The organism is Rhizobium sp. NLR16a (genome assembly GCF_017948245.1).
Classification (GTDB): Bacteria; Pseudomonadota; Alphaproteobacteria; order Rhizobiales; family Rhizobiaceae; genus Rhizobium.
Genome location: NZ_CP072865.1, coordinates 3,546,341 through 3,563,262 on the forward strand (window position 1 = coordinate 3,546,341; position 16,922 = coordinate 3,563,262).

Consider the following 16,922-nt stretch of genomic DNA (forward strand, 5'->3'; position numbering starts at 1 on the left):
CAGCCGCCGCCGGACACCGCTCAGAAGGATGCGGCGGCAAGTGCCCGGTGGATGCTGTGCAGGTCGTCGACGTTTCTGTTCGACAGGAAGAGTTCCCAATCGAGCGAACTCTGGACGATGGTCTCAAGCGAATCGTAGCGGGGCTTCCAGTCGAGCACCTGCCGGGCGAGCGAAGGATCGGCGACGACGCTGGCCGAATCGCCGGCGCGCCGCGGCGCCATGTGAATCTTGAAGGAATGCCCGTGCAGGCGGGTGACCATATTCAAGACGTCGAGCACGGAATAGCCGCTGCCATAACCGCAATTGGCGACGAGCGGGCCCTTGTCCCTGCGCAGGTGCTGCAGCGCTTTCAGATGCGCATCGGCGAGGTCGGTGACATGGATGTAGTCGCGCACGCCGGTGCCGTCATGGGTGGGATAGTCGATGCCGTAAACATGGACGCTGTCACGCTTGCCGAGCGCTGCCTCGCAGGCAACCTTGATGAGGTGCGTGGCGCCCGAAGTCGACTGGCCGGTGCGGTGGTGCGGGTCGGCGCCGGCGACGTTGAAGTAGCGAAGCGCGACATAGTTGAAATCATAGGCGGCGGCGGCGTCACGCAGCATAAGCTCGGTCATCAGCTTCGACTGACCGTAAGGATTTTCCGGATTGAGGTGAGCCGTCTCCTTCACCGGCAGGTCCGTCTGCTGCTGGCCGTAAACGGCGGCCGTCGAGGAGAAGACGAAATTGCGGATGCCGGCCCTGATCGAGGCGGAAAGAAGCGTCCGGGTCTTGCCGGAATTGTTGTCGTAATAGGCGAGGGGATCGGCAACCGACACCGGCACGACGGCGGAGCCGGCGAAATGGATGATCGCCTCGATGTCGTTTTCGATGAAGATCTTCTTCAGAATATCGGCATCGGCGATGTCGCCGAGATAAAAACGCGCCGCCGGCGCCACCGCCCAGCGGAAGCCGGTGGAGAGACGGTCCAGCACGACCACATCCTCGCCGGCATCGATGAGCGCCCAAACCATGTGACTGCCGATGTATCCGGCGCCGCCCGTCACCAAAACCGCCATTCCCCACACCCCGCCTCAATTTATAAGCAGGGGCATCAGGCGCCGGTTTTCTTTCCAATTTTCTTATCACGGCGCCGTTGTAAGGCGTTTGAACGGGTATGTTTGGAGTCGTGGTTAGAGGCTGATTTCGCTCTTCGCTACAGTTTTATCGATCAGGCGATTCCGGCACGAAATCGTCCCGCACGGGCGTGCCCCGCGCCCTCTCAGCGCTTGAGGATATAGTCGCAGAGGCGCTCGGCCGCGATCGCCACCTGGGCGGGATCGCGCAGGAAACAGGCGCGCAGGAAGAGCTCGCCGCCGGCGCCGAAGGCAGCCCCGGGAGCAAGGCCGACGCCCGTCTTGTCGACGATGTCGATGGCGGCGCTGCGGCTGTCGGCAACGCCGTCGATCTTCAGGAACGCATAGATCGCGCCGTCCGGCTTCAGCGTCTCGACGCGATTGGTGGCAATCAGCGCATCGCAGAGGATATCGCGCGACCGCGCCGCCTTGGCGATGTTGGCCGCAACGAAATCATCGCCTTGATCAAGGGCTGCGACGGCGCCCTTCTGCATGAACTGCGCCACGCCGGATGTCGAATATTGGACGAGGTTTTCAAGCACCTGGCCCATCTCTGGGGGGGCGACGATCCAGCCGACGCGCCAGCCGGTCATCGACCAGTTTTTCGAGAAGGAATTGACGAAGACGATCTTGTCGTCCGGCTCCATCACGTCGAGGAACGAGGCCGCGCGGCCGCCGGCGAAGTAATAGCGCGCGTATATTTCATCCGCCATGATCCAGAGATCATGTTTGCGGGCGAGCGCCAGGATATTGCCGAGATCTTTCTTCGTCGCGGTCCAACCCGTCGGGTTCGAAGGGGTGTTGATGAAGATGCCTCTGGTTTTGGATGTGATGGCGGCTTCGACGCGCTCGAGATCGACCGTCCATTTGCCGCCTTCGAACTGCAGCGTGACGCCGACGGAGCGCGCACCTGCTATTTCGAGGGCTGCGGCAATATTCGGCCAGGCGGGGGTGAGATAAACGAATTCGTCGCCAGGCGAAGTCAGCGCCTGCACGCAGAGCTGGATCGCCTGCATGCCGGAGCCGGTGGCGTAGAAATGCTCGACCGGCAGCCGGACGGAAAAATGCCTGACATAATAATCCGACAGCGCCCGGCGAAGCTCGGGAATGCCGCGCTGCCAGGTGTAGAAGGTCTCGCCGGCGGCCAGCGCTTTCATCGCCGCCCGGCTGATGAAATCGGGCGTCGGCAGATCGCCTTCACCGACCCAGAGCGGCAGCAGGCCTTCGCGGCCGCGGGCATAATTGACGACTTCGACGATCCCGCTTTCGGGCGCCGCCACGGCGCGCGGGCTGAGGCTGTTCATGATCGACATGCAGATCTCCGGTTTTCGCCTTCATAGAGGATTTGCGACCGCAAATCCCATGATATCCAGTGATGGCATATCGATTTTCGTGATGGATGGCCGGCGCGGCCGACGTGCTGAGGGCGGGCGGAGCCATTGTGGAGCCACCACGACTTGCCTCAACACGCCAGCCTGAGCCGCCGGCCCCAGCTCCGATCAGACCGCCGGGCGCTTGGCGAGGAGATCGCGGATCTCCGTCAGCAGCTGGACGTCCGCCGGCGGCGGGGGCAGTTCTTCCGGTGCCGCCTTCTCCTGGCGCTCGACCTGCATGCGCAGATAGTTCACGCCCTTGACCATCAGAAAGATGATCCAGGCAAGGATCAGGAAGTTGATGAGGACGGTGAGGAAGCTGCCATAGGCGAAGACCGCCCCTTGGGCGCGGGCGGCGGCCAGTGTCGGCGCGTTGACGGCCGACGAGAGCGGCAGGAAATAATTGGAAAAATCGAAGCCGCCGAAAATGGCGCCGACGATCGGCATGATAAGGTCGTCGACCAGGGATTTGACGATGCCGCCGAAGGCACCGCCGATGATGACGCCGACTGCAAGATCCATGACATTGCCGCGGGCGATAAAGGCCTTGAACTCATTGAGCATCGGATCCGTCTCCCTTCGATCCCATTTCAGAGATATGCAGTTGTTTTCACTAGCTACATCTTCACTGCAATTAATCAATTGCAAATCGCAATAATCCCGCAAAGGACTGCGTGCAGTCTTTGACTTAAGGCTTAGACGGGCAGGAATTTTCAAGGCTCCTGAAATGACTTAAGCTCACCTGCATTGCGGGAGGTGCCGGCACCTGTCACCGGCGGAGGGTCAATGCTTCCAGGCTGGGTCATATTCGCGTCTGCCTTCGGCTATCTGCTGCTGCTATTCGCCGTGGCAAGCTATGGCGACCGCAAGAACCGCGGCCCGGGCTCGCTGGAAGGCGGATGGCCGGTCGTCTATGCGCTGAGCCTGGCGATCTACTGCACCTCCTGGACCTATTTCGGCAGCGTCGGGCTTGCCGCGCAGCGCGGCCTGGAATTTGCCGGCATCTATATCGGCCCGATCCTGGTCTTCACGTTCGGCATGCCGCTGCTTCGCCGCATCATCGAGCTCGCCAAGGCGGAGAAGCTCACCTCGGTCGCCGATTTCGTCGCCGCGCGCTACGGCAAGAACCCGACGGTCGCCACCATCGTCGCGCTGATCTCGCTGATCGGCACCATTCCCTATATCGCGCTGCAGCTGAAGGCGATCTCCAGCACCGTCAGCGCCATGGTCAACCCGTCCGATTACGGTATCGGCAGCGGCAATCTCTATTTTCTCGATCTGCCGCTCGTCGCGACGCTGGTGCTTGCCTGCTTCGCCATCATGTTCGGGACGCGGCATACCGATGCGACGGAGCACCAGGACGGCCTGATCCTCGCCGTTTCGATGGAATCGGTGGTCAAGCTGGTTGCCTTCCTGACGGCCGGCATCTGCGTCATCTGGTTTCTTTTCGACGGTCCGACCGACCTCTGGCAGAAGACCGTCGAAAACAGCCTGGTGATGTCGGCGCTGAATTATCATACGCCGATCAGCCGCTGGATCACCCTGATCGCACTGTCGGCCTTCGCGATCATCATGCTGCCGCGGCAATTTCACGTGACGGTCGTGGAAAACCGGACGGCGAAACAGCTGAAACTCGCCGGCTTTCTGTTTCCCTTCTATCTGGTCGCGATCAATCTCTTCGTGCTGCCGGTGGCGATCGGCGGGCTGCTGACCTTCGGCGGCGCCGGCAATGCCGACTTCTACATGCTGTCGCTGCCGCTTGCCGGCGAGATGCCGGTGGTTTCGCTGATCACCTTCATCGGCGGCTTCTCCGCCGCAACGGCGATGGTCATCGTCGATTCCGTGGCGCTGTCGATCATGGTGTCGAACGACATCATCATGCCGATCTTCCTGAGGCGCAAACTCGCCGGCCGCACCGGCCAGCGCGACGATTTCGCCAAGACGCTGCTGAACATCCGCCGCAGCGCGATCTTCGCTGTGCTGCTGTTCGGTTACGCCTACTACCGCTCGACCGACAGCACGGCGGGGCTGGCCTCGATCGGCCTTCTCTCGTTCGCCGCGATCGCGCAGATCGCCCCTGCCCTGTTCGTCGGACTAATCTGGCGGCGGGCAAATGCGCGCGGCGCCATCCTCGGGCTGACGTCCGGCTTCGTCATCTGGGTCTACCTGCTGTTCCTGCCGTCGCTCGGCGGCCCCGATTATTCGCATGTGGCAAGCGTAGTGCTCGGCTTCATCTTCCCCGGCGCCACGCTGTTTACCGCGCCCGACGCCGACCCGCTGGTCAATGCGACCGTGATGAGCCTGCTCGTCAACACCGCTTTCGTCATCGTCGGATCGCTCACCCGCAATGCCAGGCCGCTGGAACGCATCCAGGCCGGCATTTTCGTCAAACGGCATTCACGCTCGCAATTTGCCACGCGGGGCTGGAAAACCCGCATCAGCGTCGGCGACCTCAAGGCGGCGATCTCGCGCTATCTTGGCGAGGAGCGCATGCAGCGCTCGTTGACGACCTATGAGCAAAGCTCCGGCCGCAAGCTGGAGGACGAGCAGCCGGCCGACATGGCGCTGATCCATTTCAGCGAACAGCTGCTCGGCAGCGCCATCGGCTCGTCCTCGGCAAGGCTGGTGCTGTCGTTGATCCTGCAGAAGATCGAGGATGCTTCGTCCGACACCGCCTGGCTGCTCGATCAGGCAAGCGAAGCGCTGCAATATAACCAGGACATGCTGCAGACGGCGCTATCGCAGATGGATCAGGGCATTGCCGTTTTCGACAGTTCCAACCGGCTGACAATCTGGAACCGCCGCTTCCGGCAATTGCTCGACCTGCCGGAGAATGCCGGCCAGGTCGGCTTTCCCCTCTCCGAGATCGTCAATATCCTCAGCCAGCGCGGCGACATCGCGCCGGGCGATCTGCAGCAGACGGTGCGGCATTTCCTCACGCTCGACAAACCCTTCGCGCTGGTGCTCGGCGGCGGTGAGCGGATCATCGAGGTGCGCTCCAACGCCATGCCGGACAAAGGCATTGTCGCCACCTTCACCGATATCACCCAACGCGTCAGCGCCGACCAGGCGCTGAAACAGGCGAATGAGACGCTGGAGCAACGCGTTGCCGAACGCACGGCGGAACTCACCCGCGTCAACCACGAACTGGCCGAAGCGCGGGCGGCTGCCGACGAGGCGAATATCGGCAAGACCCGCTTTTTCGCCGCCGCCGGCCACGACATCCTGCAGCCGCTCAACGCCGCCAGGCTCTATTCCTCGGCGCTGGTCGAGCGTATGGCGCAATCCGACAACAGCCCGATTGTGCGCAACATCGATTCAGCACTGGAATCGGTCGAAACCATTCTGGGCGCGGTGCTCGACATCTCCAGGCTCGATACCGGCGCCATGCGGCCGCGGCTTGCCTCGGTTGCGCTTTCCGATCTCCTGGAGCGGATCGAGACCGATTTTGCGCCGATCGCCCGGGAGAAACAGCTGAAGCTGGTGGTCATGCCGACATCGCTGCGCGTCCGCTCAGACCCGAATCTTCTGCGCCGCCTGGTGCAGAACCTCGTTTCCAACGCCATAAAATACACGATCACCGGGAAGGTGCTGGTCGGGGCGCGGCGGCGCGGCAACCAGGTGATCATTCAGGTGATCGATTCCGGCATCGGCATTCCGCCATCGAAATTCCGTACCGTGTTCAAGGAATTCGCGCGGCTGGACGAAGGCGCCAAGACTGCTTCCGGCCTCGGACTCGGCCTTTCGATCGTCGACCGTATCGCCCGCGTGCTCAACCATCCGGTCGAGCTGCTCTCGACGCATGGCAGAGGCACTGAATTCCGCATCTCCATGCCGCTCGACGTCTCACGTCCGGCCGAGGCTGCGGCAGCCGTCAGCCCCGCCGACCGCCCGGGGCAGCCGCTCAAGGGACTGAAAATCCTCTGCATCGACAACGAGCCGAAGATCCTGGAAGGCATGCGGTTGCTGCTCAGCGGCTGGGGTTGCGAGGTGACGGCGGTGGATTGCCTTGCCGAGGTGATCGCCATGGACGGCCGGGATGGGCCGCCGGATCTTGCCATCGCCGATTATCATCTCGACGACGGCACCGGGCTTGCCGCAATCCTGCATCTGCGCCGGCAGTTCGGCATCGACCTCCCCGCCTTGCTTGTTACCGCCGACCGCACGCCTGAAGTGCGCAGCGAGGCCGAGCGCTACGGCATCGCCGTTCAACACAAGCCGGTGCGGCCGGCGGCGCTGCGCGCCTATATCACCCAGATAGCCGGCCTCAAACGCGCGGCTGCGGAATAGCCGGCAAGCTCAGCCGGCCGGGCTGATGACGCGAGCGACGAGATCGCGTACACGCGCAGTATCCGGCACCTCGCCAAACAGGATGCGGTACATGATCGGCGCCACAACCTGATCCATCACGAGATCGACGTCCGGGAAGGTTTCGCCCCGCGCCTTTGCCCTGTCGGCGATAACGACGATCTGCTGACGCGTATATTCGCAGCACTTGCAGGCATTGGCGCCGGCCTGCGCGGCCAACACGTCGCGGATCATCTCGCGGCCCGGCCCGGAGGACATTTCCTCGGCATATTGCTCGGCCCAGGCCTGAAGATCGGCGCTGCCGCTGCCGGCGTCGACCGGCTGCATATCCGGCCGCAGCCGCTCGACGGCGACGTCGGCGAGAAGCTCCTGCAGATCGCCCCAGCGGCGATAGATGGTCGACGGCGTCACGCCCGCCCTGGCGGCGATCAACGGGATCGTCACCTCCGTGCGATTGATCTCGACCAACAGATCGCGCGCCGCCTTGTGCACCGACGCCTGGACCCGAGCGCTTCGTCCGCCCGGACGGAGATTCTCTTTCACTGCCATGCCTGCAATCCGACCTCGTCCTGACATTGATGGTTCAAAATCTTTGACAGGAGCATAAACGCAAATAATTTGCCTTTGCGCCTTATTCACCCTACATGGAGCTAACGCAACGGGTTAGCTTTAAGGGACTTATATATGTTCGCTGCCGCCAAATCCACAGAGAATGCGCCGCGTCCCTCGATCGGTTTTCACGCGCTGACACTCGCCACCTTCTTCGGCGCCTCATCGGTGCCGACGCCGCTCTACCGGATCTATCAGGAGAACTTTTCCATCTCGCCGGTGTTGATCACGGTGATCTTCGCAGTCTACGCCTTTGCGCTCCTGGCGGCGCTGCTGACCGCCGGCTCGATTTCCGATCATCTCGGCCGCCGGCCGGTGATCTTTTCTGCCCTGCTGCTCGAACTCGTCGCCATGGTTCTCTTCGTCGCCGCCAGCAGTCCCGGCTGGCTGATCGCGGCGCGGATCGTCCAGGGCATTGCCACCGGCATCGCCGGCGCCTCGCTCGGAGCAGCCCTCGTCGATGTCGACCGGGCGAAGGGCCAGATCGTCAATTCGATTGCGCCGCTTTGCGGCATGGCGGTGGGTGCGGTCGGCACGAGCGCCCTGATCCAGTATGGCCCCTTCCCAATGCATCTCGTCTATGCGCTGCTCTTCGTCGCCTTTGCGCTGCAGGCCGCCGCGATCTGGCTGATCCCCGAGACCGGCGGCGCGCGGCCGGGTGCGCTCGGTTCTCTGATACCGCGGGTTTCCATTCCGCCGCAGGCGAAGCGGCCGCTCTCGCTGGTGACGCCGATCAATATCGCCAACTGGACGCTCGGCGGCTTCTACCTTTCGCTGGTCCCATCCTTGGTCGCCAGCACGACCGGCAGCACCGCGCCGCTGACGGGCGGGGCGGTCGTCGCCGCACTGACGGCGAGCGGAGCGATCGCCGTCTATCTCAGGCGCGGCAAGACGGCCCAGGCCAATCTCGGCTTCGGCGTATCAGCGAAGACCCTCGGTATCCTGACGGTCGTTGCCGGCGTGCATCTCGCAAACGTGCCGCTGCTGCTGATCGGCACGATTTTGACCGGCGCCGGTTTCGGCACCAATTTCCTCGGCTCGCTCGGCACCATCATGCCGCTCGCCAAAGCGGACGAGCGGGCCGGACTGCTGTCGGCCTTCTACGTGCAGAGCTACCTCGCCTTCAGCCTGCCGGCGATTCTGGCAGGCTTCCTGGCGAAATCCGCCGGCTATCAGGTGACGACGGACATTTATGCGACGGCGATCCTGCTGTTGCTGGGCGTCGGGATCGTGGCCCTTCGCGCCGGAAAGACGGCGGAGAATGCCGCCTGATTCCGGAGGGAGTGTTCACGGCTGGAGATCCAGCAGTGCCCGGCCGCTGCCATCCATGGCGAAAGGCACCGAGGCGTGCTGGTGGGCGACCAGCCAGCGGCCATCCTGCTTGACGAGGCCGAGGGTCTGACGGAACCAGAGATCGACTTCGGTGCCATCGGTCTTCTTCCCGGTCATCCGCGTGAGGCCACTCCAGAAAGCGACACCCTCGCCGACCGTCAGTTTGGCGTCGCGCACCTCGCCGCCGATCGGACCTTCCCAGGTGTCGAACCAGGCCTGCAGGCCTGCCCTTGTCCTTGCCGTTCATGACCAGCGGCGGCGCAAGGGAAAATTCCACGGAATCTTCGGCCTCGTAGGAAAGCGCCTCCTCGGCGTTCTTTTCCCCCAGCGCCTTGGCCCGCATCATCAGCATGGCGATGACCGCCTCTTCCTCGTGCCTGACATTTGCTTCGTCTTTCACGGCCGTTCTCCTTCTCCGTTATGGAGGACGCGCGGCAGGAGGACGATCCGACAATGATGCATTTCAATCTTGGCATTCCGCGTTTTGCTGGAATTGCTTCAGAGATAACTCGTCACTTCAGGCTCGTTCCACCAGGCATCGTGCCTGCCATCGGCGTAACGAACCGGCAGCGCCGCCAGTTCCTCGGGCGTAATATTATCCAGGCAGGCAATATTGATCGAGACATAGGCGCCGCCGATCGCCTCGACATAACCGTCGCCATAGGCCGGCACGCCACAGGTGCGGCAGAAGCGGTGATGGCCGCTCATCGTGTTGAACTGGTAGTCTGATGTCTCCACCTCATCGCACATCAGCCGGAAATCCTCCGGCTTGACGTTGGCGCCCCAATAACGCCGCTTGGCGCAGATCGAGCAATTGCAGCGGCCGGTCCCGGCCTCGAGGTCCATATCCACTTCGTAACGCACTTTGCCGCAATGGCAGCTTCCCCGGTAGGTCTTCTTCATGGCGCGCTCCTCCTTCGACGTTGCATCAGACACTTGGATATGACAATATGTTGTCACCATGAACGAGATACGAAATAGACAACATATTGTCAAACATAATCGACCGGAGCGAACGATGGAAGGGGATGCCTTCTCCGCTTTCGCGATCACAGCGCTGCGTCTGGCCGGTCACCTGACGGCCGCCGGCGACCGGTTGTCAAAACCGGCGGGACAGACTAGCGCGCGCTGGCAGGTGCTGGCAGCGGCAAGGCGCGGCGAGCTTTCGGTGGCGCAGATCGCCCGCACGCTCGGCCTCGCCCGCCAGGGCGTGCAGCGGCTTGCCGATGTGCTGGAGGGTGAAGGGCTGATCGCCTATGCCGATAACCCGCAGCATCAGCGCGCCAAGCTGGTGCTGCTGACGGCGGATGGAGCGGAGCGGCTTGGTGCGATCGAGGTGGCGCAGGCGGAATGGGCGAACGGGGTGAGCGCGGCGTTTACGGCAGCGGAGCTTGAATCAGCGCGGGCGGTGATGGCGCGGGTGATGGAGATATTGGAGGCCAAGGAGGAGGCTCGCGGCTGAATTGCTGGCGATGCTTCCGGGTTGTGCTCGCGGTGGAGAGTTGTCTCTTAACCGTGTGCCGTGTGGTACCCCCTCTGGCCTGCTGGGCATCTCCCCACAAGGAGGGAGATCGGCGGAGGCTTGGCTATCGCTCCCTCTCGAACGGCAGCAACACTCACCATCCCCTTAGTTGTTTGGGGAAGCCCTCGCGCCCAGCCGATCTCCACCCTTGTGGGGGAGACGGCCGGCAGGCCAGAGGGGGTGCCACACTGCTCGACGACAAAGACAGCCCTTTTTAAAACAGGCCGCCTTCGGATCAAGATCGCAGAAGCGGCTTACTTCGCTGCAGCATAGGGATCGAACCGCCCATAAAATGTCTCGCCCTTGGCGGCCATATCCTTCAGCAGCGGCGTCGGTCTGAAATGCTCTCCGTAAGCTACCGCCAACTTTTCAGCCAGTTCCACGAAAGCCTCCACACCCATGCCGTCGATATAGCTGAGCGCCCCGCCGGTATAGGGCGCGAAGCCGAAGCCGAGGATCGAGCCAACATCGGCTTCGCGCGGATCGGTGACGATGCCTTCTTCCACCGTGCGGGCGGCTTCGAGCGCGATGGTGACGAGGAAGCGCTGCTTGAGAACGGCGACGTCGACCTCGTCGGCGTTCTTCTGGCGGTAAAAGCTCTTCAGCTCCGGCCAGAGCGATTTCTTCGCCGGCTTCGGCGGATAGTCGTAGAAGCCCTTGGAATTCTTGCGGCCGAAGCGGCCCTCCTTTTCGACCATGCGGGAGATCAACTCCATATGCCTGGGGTCAATCGCCTTTTCGCCGAGATCGGCAACGGTGGCCTTGAGGATCTTCAGCGACAGGTCGATCGCCACCTCGTCGTTGAGCGCCAGCGGACCGACCGGCATGCCGGCCATCTTGGCGGCATTCTCGATCATGACCGGCGGCACGCCCCCGATCAGCATATCGTAGCTTTCCGACATGTAGCGCAGCACGCAGCGATTGACGAAGAAGCCGCGGGTATCGTTGACGACAATCGGCGTCTTCTTGATCGCCGCGACATAATCGAGCGCGACGGCCAGAGCCCTGTCGTCGGTCTCCTTGCCGAGGATGACCTCGGTCAGCATCATCTTCTCGACCGGCGAGAAGAAGTGGATGCCGATGAAATTGGACGGGCGCTTGGAATTCTTCGCCAGTCCCGTGATCGGCAGCGTCGAGGTATTGGAGGCGAAGATCGCGCCTTCCGGCAGCACGGCTTCAACCGCCTCGATGACCGATTTCTTCACCTCGCGATCCTCGAACACCGCCTCGATGACGAGATCGGCAGTAGCGAGCCCGGCATAGTCGGCCGAAGGAGTGATGCGGGAGAGAAGGGCTGCAGCCTCGTCCTGCGTAAATCGTCCCTTACCGACAGAATCCTTGACGAGGCCCTCGCACACGGCCTTGCCCCTGGCGGCAGCTTCCATGTCGCGGTCGATCAGCGTCACCGGGAGACCGGCAGCGGCGGTGACATAGGCGATCGAAGCGCCCATGAAGCCGGCGCCGACGACGCCGACATGCTTGAGTTCGGACTTGGGGATGCCGGCCGGGCGGCGGGCGCCTTTGCCGAGTTCCTGCATCGAGATGAACAGCGAGCGGATCATCGAGAAGGCTTCACGGGTCTGCAGCACCTCGGTGAAATAACGCTGCTCGATCTTCAGGCCGGTATCGAAGGGCACCTGCAGGCCTTCATAGACGCATTTCAGGATGGCGAGGGCCGCCGGATAATTGCCCGAGGTCTCGCGGCGCAGGATCGCCGGCGCGGCCGGCCAGAGCTGGGCTGATGCCGGCGTCCAGATGCCGCCGCCCGGCAGCTTGAAGCCTTTCTCATCCCAGGGCGCGACCGGCTTCAGGCCATCCTTGATCATTTGCTTGGCGGCGGGGATCAGCTGATCCGGGTCGACCACCTGATGCACGAGGTTCATCGCCTTGGCGCGCGAGCCGCTCAGCGACTGGCCCGTCGTCATCATCTGCAGCGCGTCCTGGGCGTTGGCGAGCCGCGGCACGCGCTGGGTGCCGCCGGCGCCGGGGAAGATGCCGACCTTGACCTCGGGCAGCGCAATCTTGACGCTCTTGGCATTGGAGGCGATGCGGCCGTGGCAGGCGAGCGACAGTTCAAAGGCGCCGCCCATGCAGGTGCCGTTGATCGCCGAAACCCATGGCTTGCCCGAGGTTTCGAGCTTGCGAAACAGGCCGGACATACGGCCGACGAGACCGAAGAGCGTCTGCACCGCCTTTTCCGGGCTCTTTGCCTTCTCGTCCTGATAGGAGCTGAACATCGACTTGATCATCGACAGATCGGCGCCGCCGGAGAAGGAGGATTTGCCTGATGTGAAGACGACACCCTTGACGGCGGCGTCAGCCGTGGTCGCATCGATGATGGCGTTGAGCTCTTCCATTACCTCGGCGGTGAAGACGTTCATCGATTTGCCGGGCATGTCCCAGGTGACGAGAGCGATGCCGTCGGCGTCGGTTTCGAGCGTGAAATTGGTGTAGGTGATCATTGGGAATTCCTCTCCCTGAATTCTCTTGCGGTAAAGCCCGTCCCCTCAAAGGGAGGGTTCCGATCCCATCAAACGCGTTCGATAACGGTTGCCGTGCCCATGCCGGCGCCGATGCAGAGCGTTACCAGCGCGGTGTTGAGGTCGCGGCGTTCCAGCTCGTCGAGCACGGTGCCGAGAATCATGGCGCCGGTGGCGCCGAGCGGATGGCCCATGGCGATGGCGCCGCCATTGACGTTGATCCTGTCGTGACTGATGTCGAAGGCCTGCATGTAGCGCAGCACGACGGCGGCAAAGGCCTCGTTCAGTTCGAAGAGGTCGATGTCGGACAGGCTCATGCCGGTCCGTTTCAAAAGCTTCTCGGTGACGTCGACCGGCCCGGTCAGCATCAAAGCCGGGTCGGAGCCGATATTGGCGAAAGCCTTGATGCGGGCGCGCGGCTTCAGCCCCATGCTTTCACCGCCGGTTTTCGAGCCGAGCAGCACGGCGGCGGCGCCGTCGACGATGCCGGAGGAATTGCCGGCATGGTGGACATAATTGATCCTTTCGATCTCGGGGTGGGCCTGGATGCCGACGGCCTCGAAGCCGCCCATCTCGCCGGGCATCTGGAAGGACGGGTTGAGGGAGGCGAGCGCCTGCATGTCGGTGCCGGGGCGCATATGCTCGTCCTTATCCAGGATCGTCAGGCCGTTCTGATCCTTGACGGGCACGACCGACCTGTCGAACCAGCCCTGCTCCCAGGCATGGGCGGCGCGCTTCTGGCTCTCGACGGCGTAGGCGTCGACATCGATCCGGCTGAAGCCATATTTGGTGGCGATGAGATCGGCCGAAACGCCCTGCGGCATGAAATAGGCCGGGAAGTTCACCGAAGGGTCCATGAACCAAGCGCCGCCGGACATGCCCAGGCCGACGCGCGACATGCTTTCGACACCGCCCGCGATGACGATGTCGTCGGCGCCCTGGGCGATCTTGCCGGCGGCGAAATTGACGGCATCGAGGCCGGAGGCGCAGAAGCGGGAGATCTGCATGCCGGGCGCGCGGGTGGAATAGCCGGCTTCGAAGGCGGCAGCCTTGGGGATGACGGCGCCGGCATCCATGACCGGATCGACGCAGCCCATGATGATGTCGTCGACGGTTGTCGTATCGAGCCCGTTGCGGTCGCGGATCGCTTCCAGCGTCTTGGCCGCGAGGCGGACGGAAGGCACCTCATGCAGGGCGCCGTCCTTCTTGCCGCGGCCGCGCGGCGTGCGGACGTGATCGTAAATGAAAACCTCGGTCATTGTCTCGTCTCCCTGGCGGCGCCGACGCGCCTTCAAAATCTGCGAAGACCAAATAGCCCTTCGTATAAACTCAGGGCGTTCGGCGCTCGAAACGATTCACCGGATCGTTTCGTCGGCTGCGCCGACCGCTTCTCACCCCAACCCTCCCCACAAGGGGGAGGGAGAACCGGCTCAAAACGCTTCCGCGGCCAACTCCATCATCGTATCGGCGCCGGCTTCGATGCGGGCCTTGCGCAGGGCGGTTTCCGGCATGATGCGTTCCATGAAGAAGCGGGCGGTCACCAGCTTGTTCTTCAGGAAATCCTCGCGGCTCGCATCGCCTGACACAAGGCCCTCCTCAGCGGCTTTCGCCATCTTCGCCCACATATAGCCGAGAACGACGAGGCCGAAGAGATGCATGTAATCGGTCGAGCCGGCGCCGGCATTGTCGGGCTTGGCCATGGCGTTCTGCATGAACCACATGGTCGCGCCCTGGACGTCGTTCAAGCCTTTCTTCAGGTGCTTGGTGAAGAACGAGAGCTTCTCGTCGCTGCGGTTCGCCTCGCAGAAATCGCCGATCTCCTTGAACAGCGCCATGGCGGCGCGGCCGCCGTTCAGAGCGAGCTTGCGGCCGACGAGATCGAGCGCCTGGATGCCGTTGGCGCCTTCGTAGATCATCGCGATGCGGGCATCGCGCACATATTGGCTCATGCCGTGTTCTTCGATATAGCCGTGGCCGCCGAACACCTGCTGGGCCATGACGGCGTGGTCGAATCCCCTGTCGGTCATCACGCCCTTGAGGATCGGGGTGACGAGGCCGAGAATGTCGTCCGCCGTCTGTCGCTCCCTCTCGTCGGTGGCGCGGTGGGCGATATCGGATTTTAGCGCGGTCCAGAGCAGGAAGGCGCGGCCAGCCTCGTTGAAAGCGCGAATGGTCATCAACGTCCGGCGGATGTCGGGATGGACGATGATCGGGTCGGCCTTCTTATCAGGCGCCTTGACGCCGGACAGCGAGCGGCCCTGGATGCGGTCACGGGCGTAGTTCGCCGCATTCTGATAGGCGATCTCCGAAATGGCGATGCCCTGCAGGCCGACCATCAGCCGGGCCTCGTTCATCATCACGAACATGGCGTTGAGGCCGCGGTTTTCGGCGCCGATCAGGAAACCGGTCGCCTCGTCGTAGTTCATGACGCAGGTGGCATTGCCGTGAATGCCCATCTTGTGCTCGATCGCGCCGCAGGTGACGGGGTTGCGGTCGCCGAGGGCGCCGTTCTTGCCGACCAGGTATTTCGGGACGATGAACAGCGAGATGCCCTTGGTGCCCTCCGGTGCGCCCTCGATGCGGGCCAGAACCAGGTGGACGATGTTGTCGGTCAGGTCGTGCTCGCCGGCGGAGATGAAGATCTTCTGGCCAGATATCTTGTAACTACCGTCCGCCTGCGCCACCGCACGGGTGCGCAGCATGCCGAGATCGGTGCCGCAATGCGGCTCGGTGAGGTTCATCGTGCCGGACCAGGAACCGTCGACCATCTTCGGCAGATATGTTTCCTTCTGTTCCTGCGTGCCATGGACGAGGATCGCGGCGATCGCCCCCTGGGTCAGGCCGGGATACATCATCAGCGACATGTTGGCGGCGGAGGTATATTCGCCGACGGCGGCATGCAGCGTATAGGGAAGCCCCTGCCCGCCGAATTCCTCCGGCACCGCAAGGCCGATCCAGCCGCCTTCACGATAGGCCTTATAGGCTTCCTTGAAGCCTTTCGGCGTCGAGACACTGGCGTCGTCCTGGCGTCTGCAGCCTTCCTGGTCGCCGGAATAATTGACCGGAAAAAGAACTTCCTCGGCCACCTTGGCCGCCTCGCCGAGGATCGCCTCGATCATATCGGGCGTCGCATCGGCAAAACCGGGAAGATTGTTGTAGCGTTCGAGGCCCAGCACGTCGTTCAGAACGAAAAGCGTATCGTTCACCGGGGCCTTGTAGACTGGCATCTCTCAAATTCCTCCCATTCAAATAACCGGATCGCGCCGGCCTTGGTCATCGTCTTACAAAATATTGACGTTTGCGTAAACGTCAAATCCTGCCTCTCGATCGCCTTTTCATGAAAAAATTGAGAGCGCGAATCCGCAAGCCGTTGATGCGGAGGCAGGAGACGTCATCTCATCTTCCTTGTCCATTGGGGAATGGCTTATAAGCGCAAGCGTCTTTCACTATGCATCAGGTGGGTCGGCATGATCAGTTTCGAGGCGATAAGGCAGCGCGCGGAAGAACGAAAAGGCGGAGCGGCAGGCCTCCAGGCCCTGCTGCAGAATTACCGGCCGGATCACGACCGGCTGCGCGCGATGCCGGACGACCGCATCCTGGCCGACATGACCCGCCGAATCTTCTACAGCGGCTTCGTGCAGAAGGTGATCGATGCGAAATGGCCAGGCTTTGAGGCGGCGTTTTGCGGCTTCGATCCTGCGGCGCTGAATATCGCGCCCGACGATTACTGGCATGAGCTGACATCGGACGCGCGGATCATCCGCAATGGCGCGAAGATCATGTCGGTTCGCGCCAATGCCGCCTTCGTCAGAGAGCTGGCGAGGGAACATGGCAGCGCCGGCGCCTTCTTCGCCGACTGGCCGCGGGAGGACCAGATCGGCCTTCTCGAGCTGTTGAGCAAACGCGGCAGCCGGCTCGGCGGCATGACCGGCCAGTATTTCCTGCGCGGCATCGGCCGCGACGGCTTCGTCGCCACGCTCGACGTGCTCGCCTGCCTGAGATCGGCCGGCGTGCCGCTCTCCTCCTCCGGCACTGCGAAGAAGGACCAGCAACTGATCCAGCAGGCCTTCAACGACTGGGCCGAGGAGACCGGGCTTTCCTTCATCCATCTCTCGCGCATCAGCGCCTATTCGATCGACGCGGCGCGCTGAAATTCCGATCGGATGATGTCCATTCGATCCGGCGA

The 16,922-nt window shown here is 62.8% G+C and carries 12 protein-coding genes and 1 pseudogene; 4 read left to right on the forward strand and 9 right to left on the reverse strand.

Annotation, left to right across the window (positions count from 1 at the left end; all coding sequences use genetic code 11):
• Positions 1 to 20 precede the first annotated feature (20 nt).
• The 3 genes from galE to mscL form a co-directional block, all read right to left on the reverse strand.
• Positions 21 to 1,055, reverse strand: a complete 1,035-nt coding sequence (gene galE / locus J7U39_RS17180; RefSeq protein WP_210629287.1) for a UDP-glucose 4-epimerase GalE — start codon at positions 1,053 to 1,055, stop codon at positions 21 to 23.
• A gap of 203 nt (positions 1,056 to 1,258) precedes the next feature.
• A complete protein-coding gene (locus J7U39_RS17185; protein ID WP_210629288.1) occupies positions 1,259 to 2,425 on the reverse strand; it encodes a pyridoxal phosphate-dependent aminotransferase in 1,167 nt (388 codons plus the stop codon).
• A 186-nt stretch (positions 2,426 to 2,611) separates the two neighbouring features.
• Entirely contained in the window at positions 2,612 to 3,049 is a 438-nt protein-coding gene (gene mscL, locus J7U39_RS17190) for a large conductance mechanosensitive channel protein MscL (RefSeq protein WP_037143248.1), read from the reverse strand.
• A gap of 222 nt (positions 3,050 to 3,271) precedes the next feature.
• Between mscL and J7U39_RS17195 the strand changes: the two genes are divergently transcribed.
• Positions 3,272 to 6,775 carry a PAS domain-containing hybrid sensor histidine kinase/response regulator gene (locus tag J7U39_RS17195; RefSeq protein ID WP_210629289.1) on the forward strand — a complete coding sequence of 1,168 codons (3,504 nt, stop codon included), beginning with the start codon at positions 3,272 to 3,274 and terminating at the stop codon, positions 6,773 to 6,775.
• 9 nt (positions 6,776 to 6,784) lie between these two features.
• On the opposite strand, the gene J7U39_RS17200 is transcribed toward J7U39_RS17195, so the two are convergent.
• Entirely contained in the window at positions 6,785 to 7,342 is a 558-nt protein-coding gene (locus tag J7U39_RS17200; protein ID WP_210629290.1) for a TetR/AcrR family transcriptional regulator, read from the reverse strand.
• A gap of 135 nt (positions 7,343 to 7,477) precedes the next feature.
• Here J7U39_RS17200 and J7U39_RS17205 point away from each other — a divergent pair, with 135 nt between their 5' ends.
• On the forward strand, positions 7,478 to 8,674 hold the full coding sequence (locus J7U39_RS17205; protein WP_210629291.1) for an MFS transporter: 1,197 nt from the start codon (positions 7,478 to 7,480) through the stop codon (positions 8,672 to 8,674).
• A gap of 15 nt (positions 8,675 to 8,689) precedes the next feature.
• Here the strand turns inward: J7U39_RS17205 and J7U39_RS17210 are convergent.
• Both J7U39_RS17210 and J7U39_RS17215 read right to left on the reverse strand, forming a co-directional pair.
• A pseudogene (locus tag J7U39_RS17210) lies at positions 8,690 to 9,134 on the reverse strand (nuclear transport factor 2 family protein).
• Between the two features lie 98 nt (positions 9,135 to 9,232).
• Positions 9,233 to 9,637, reverse strand: a complete 405-nt coding sequence (locus tag J7U39_RS17215) for a GFA family protein (RefSeq protein ID WP_210629292.1) — start codon at positions 9,635 to 9,637, stop codon at positions 9,233 to 9,235.
• Positions 9,638 to 9,752: 115 nt separating this feature from the next.
• Between J7U39_RS17215 and J7U39_RS17220 the strand changes: the two genes are divergently transcribed.
• Positions 9,753 to 10,196 (forward strand): MarR family transcriptional regulator, encoded by a 444-nt coding sequence (locus J7U39_RS17220; RefSeq protein WP_247241689.1) that lies wholly within the window; start codon positions 9,753 to 9,755, stop codon positions 10,194 to 10,196.
• A gap of 314 nt (positions 10,197 to 10,510) precedes the next feature.
• Here the strand turns inward: J7U39_RS17220 and J7U39_RS17225 are convergent, their stop codons facing one another.
• From J7U39_RS17225 to J7U39_RS17235, 3 genes are all read right to left on the reverse strand, one after another.
• Positions 10,511 to 12,715 (reverse strand): 3-hydroxyacyl-CoA dehydrogenase NAD-binding domain-containing protein, encoded by a 2,205-nt coding sequence (locus tag J7U39_RS17225; RefSeq protein WP_210631696.1) that lies wholly within the window; start codon positions 12,713 to 12,715, stop codon positions 10,511 to 10,513.
• Positions 12,716 to 12,786: 71 nt separating this feature from the next.
• The gene (locus J7U39_RS17230; RefSeq protein WP_210629294.1) at positions 12,787 to 13,995 is read right to left on the reverse strand and encodes an acetyl-CoA C-acetyltransferase; all 1,209 of its coding nucleotides are present in this window, start codon (positions 13,993 to 13,995) and stop codon (positions 12,787 to 12,789) included.
• A gap of 171 nt (positions 13,996 to 14,166) precedes the next feature.
• Positions 14,167 to 15,963 carry an acyl-CoA dehydrogenase C-terminal domain-containing protein gene (locus J7U39_RS17235; protein ID WP_210629295.1) on the reverse strand — a complete coding sequence of 599 codons (1,797 nt, stop codon included), beginning with the start codon at positions 15,961 to 15,963 and terminating at the stop codon, positions 14,167 to 14,169.
• Positions 15,964 to 16,203: 240 nt separating this feature from the next.
• Between J7U39_RS17235 and J7U39_RS17240 the strand changes: the two genes are divergently transcribed.
• A complete protein-coding gene (locus tag J7U39_RS17240) occupies positions 16,204 to 16,887 on the forward strand; it encodes a DNA-3-methyladenine glycosylase I (RefSeq protein ID WP_210629296.1) in 684 nt (227 codons plus the stop codon).
• The last annotated feature ends 35 nt before the right edge of the window (positions 16,888 to 16,922 follow it).

Bases quoted from the DNA above. Each gene is read 5' to 3' on its own strand.
- J7U39_RS17230 (WP_210629294.1), bottom strand. From the start codon at position 13,995: ATGACCGAGGTTTTCATTTACGATCACGTCCGCACGCCGCGCGGCCGC.
- J7U39_RS17235 (WP_210629295.1), bottom strand. From the start codon at position 15,963: ATGCCAGTCTACAAGGCCCCGGTGAACGATACGCTTTTCGTTCTGAAC.
- galE (WP_210629287.1), bottom strand. From the start codon at position 1,055: ATGGCGGTTTTGGTGACGGGCGGCGCCGGATACATCGGCAGTCACATG.
- J7U39_RS17195 (WP_210629289.1), top strand. From the start codon at position 3,272: ATGCTTCCAGGCTGGGTCATATTCGCGTCTGCCTTCGGCTATCTGCTG.
- J7U39_RS17220 (WP_247241689.1), top strand. From the start codon at position 9,753: ATGGAAGGGGATGCCTTCTCCGCTTTCGCGATCACAGCGCTGCGTCTG.
- J7U39_RS17185 (WP_210629288.1), bottom strand. From the start codon at position 2,425: ATGTCGATCATGAACAGCCTCAGCCCGCGCGCCGTGGCGGCGCCCGAA.
- J7U39_RS17200 (WP_210629290.1), bottom strand. From the start codon at position 7,342: ATGGCAGTGAAAGAGAATCTCCGTCCGGGCGGACGAAGCGCTCGGGTC.
- J7U39_RS17215 (WP_210629292.1), bottom strand. From the start codon at position 9,637: ATGAAGAAGACCTACCGGGGAAGCTGCCATTGCGGCAAAGTGCGTTAC.
- mscL (WP_037143248.1), bottom strand. From the start codon at position 3,049: ATGCTCAATGAGTTCAAGGCCTTTATCGCCCGCGGCAATGTCATGGAT.
- J7U39_RS17205 (WP_210629291.1), top strand. From the start codon at position 7,478: ATGTTCGCTGCCGCCAAATCCACAGAGAATGCGCCGCGTCCCTCGATC.
- J7U39_RS17240 (WP_210629296.1), top strand. From the start codon at position 16,204: ATGATCAGTTTCGAGGCGATAAGGCAGCGCGCGGAAGAACGAAAAGGC.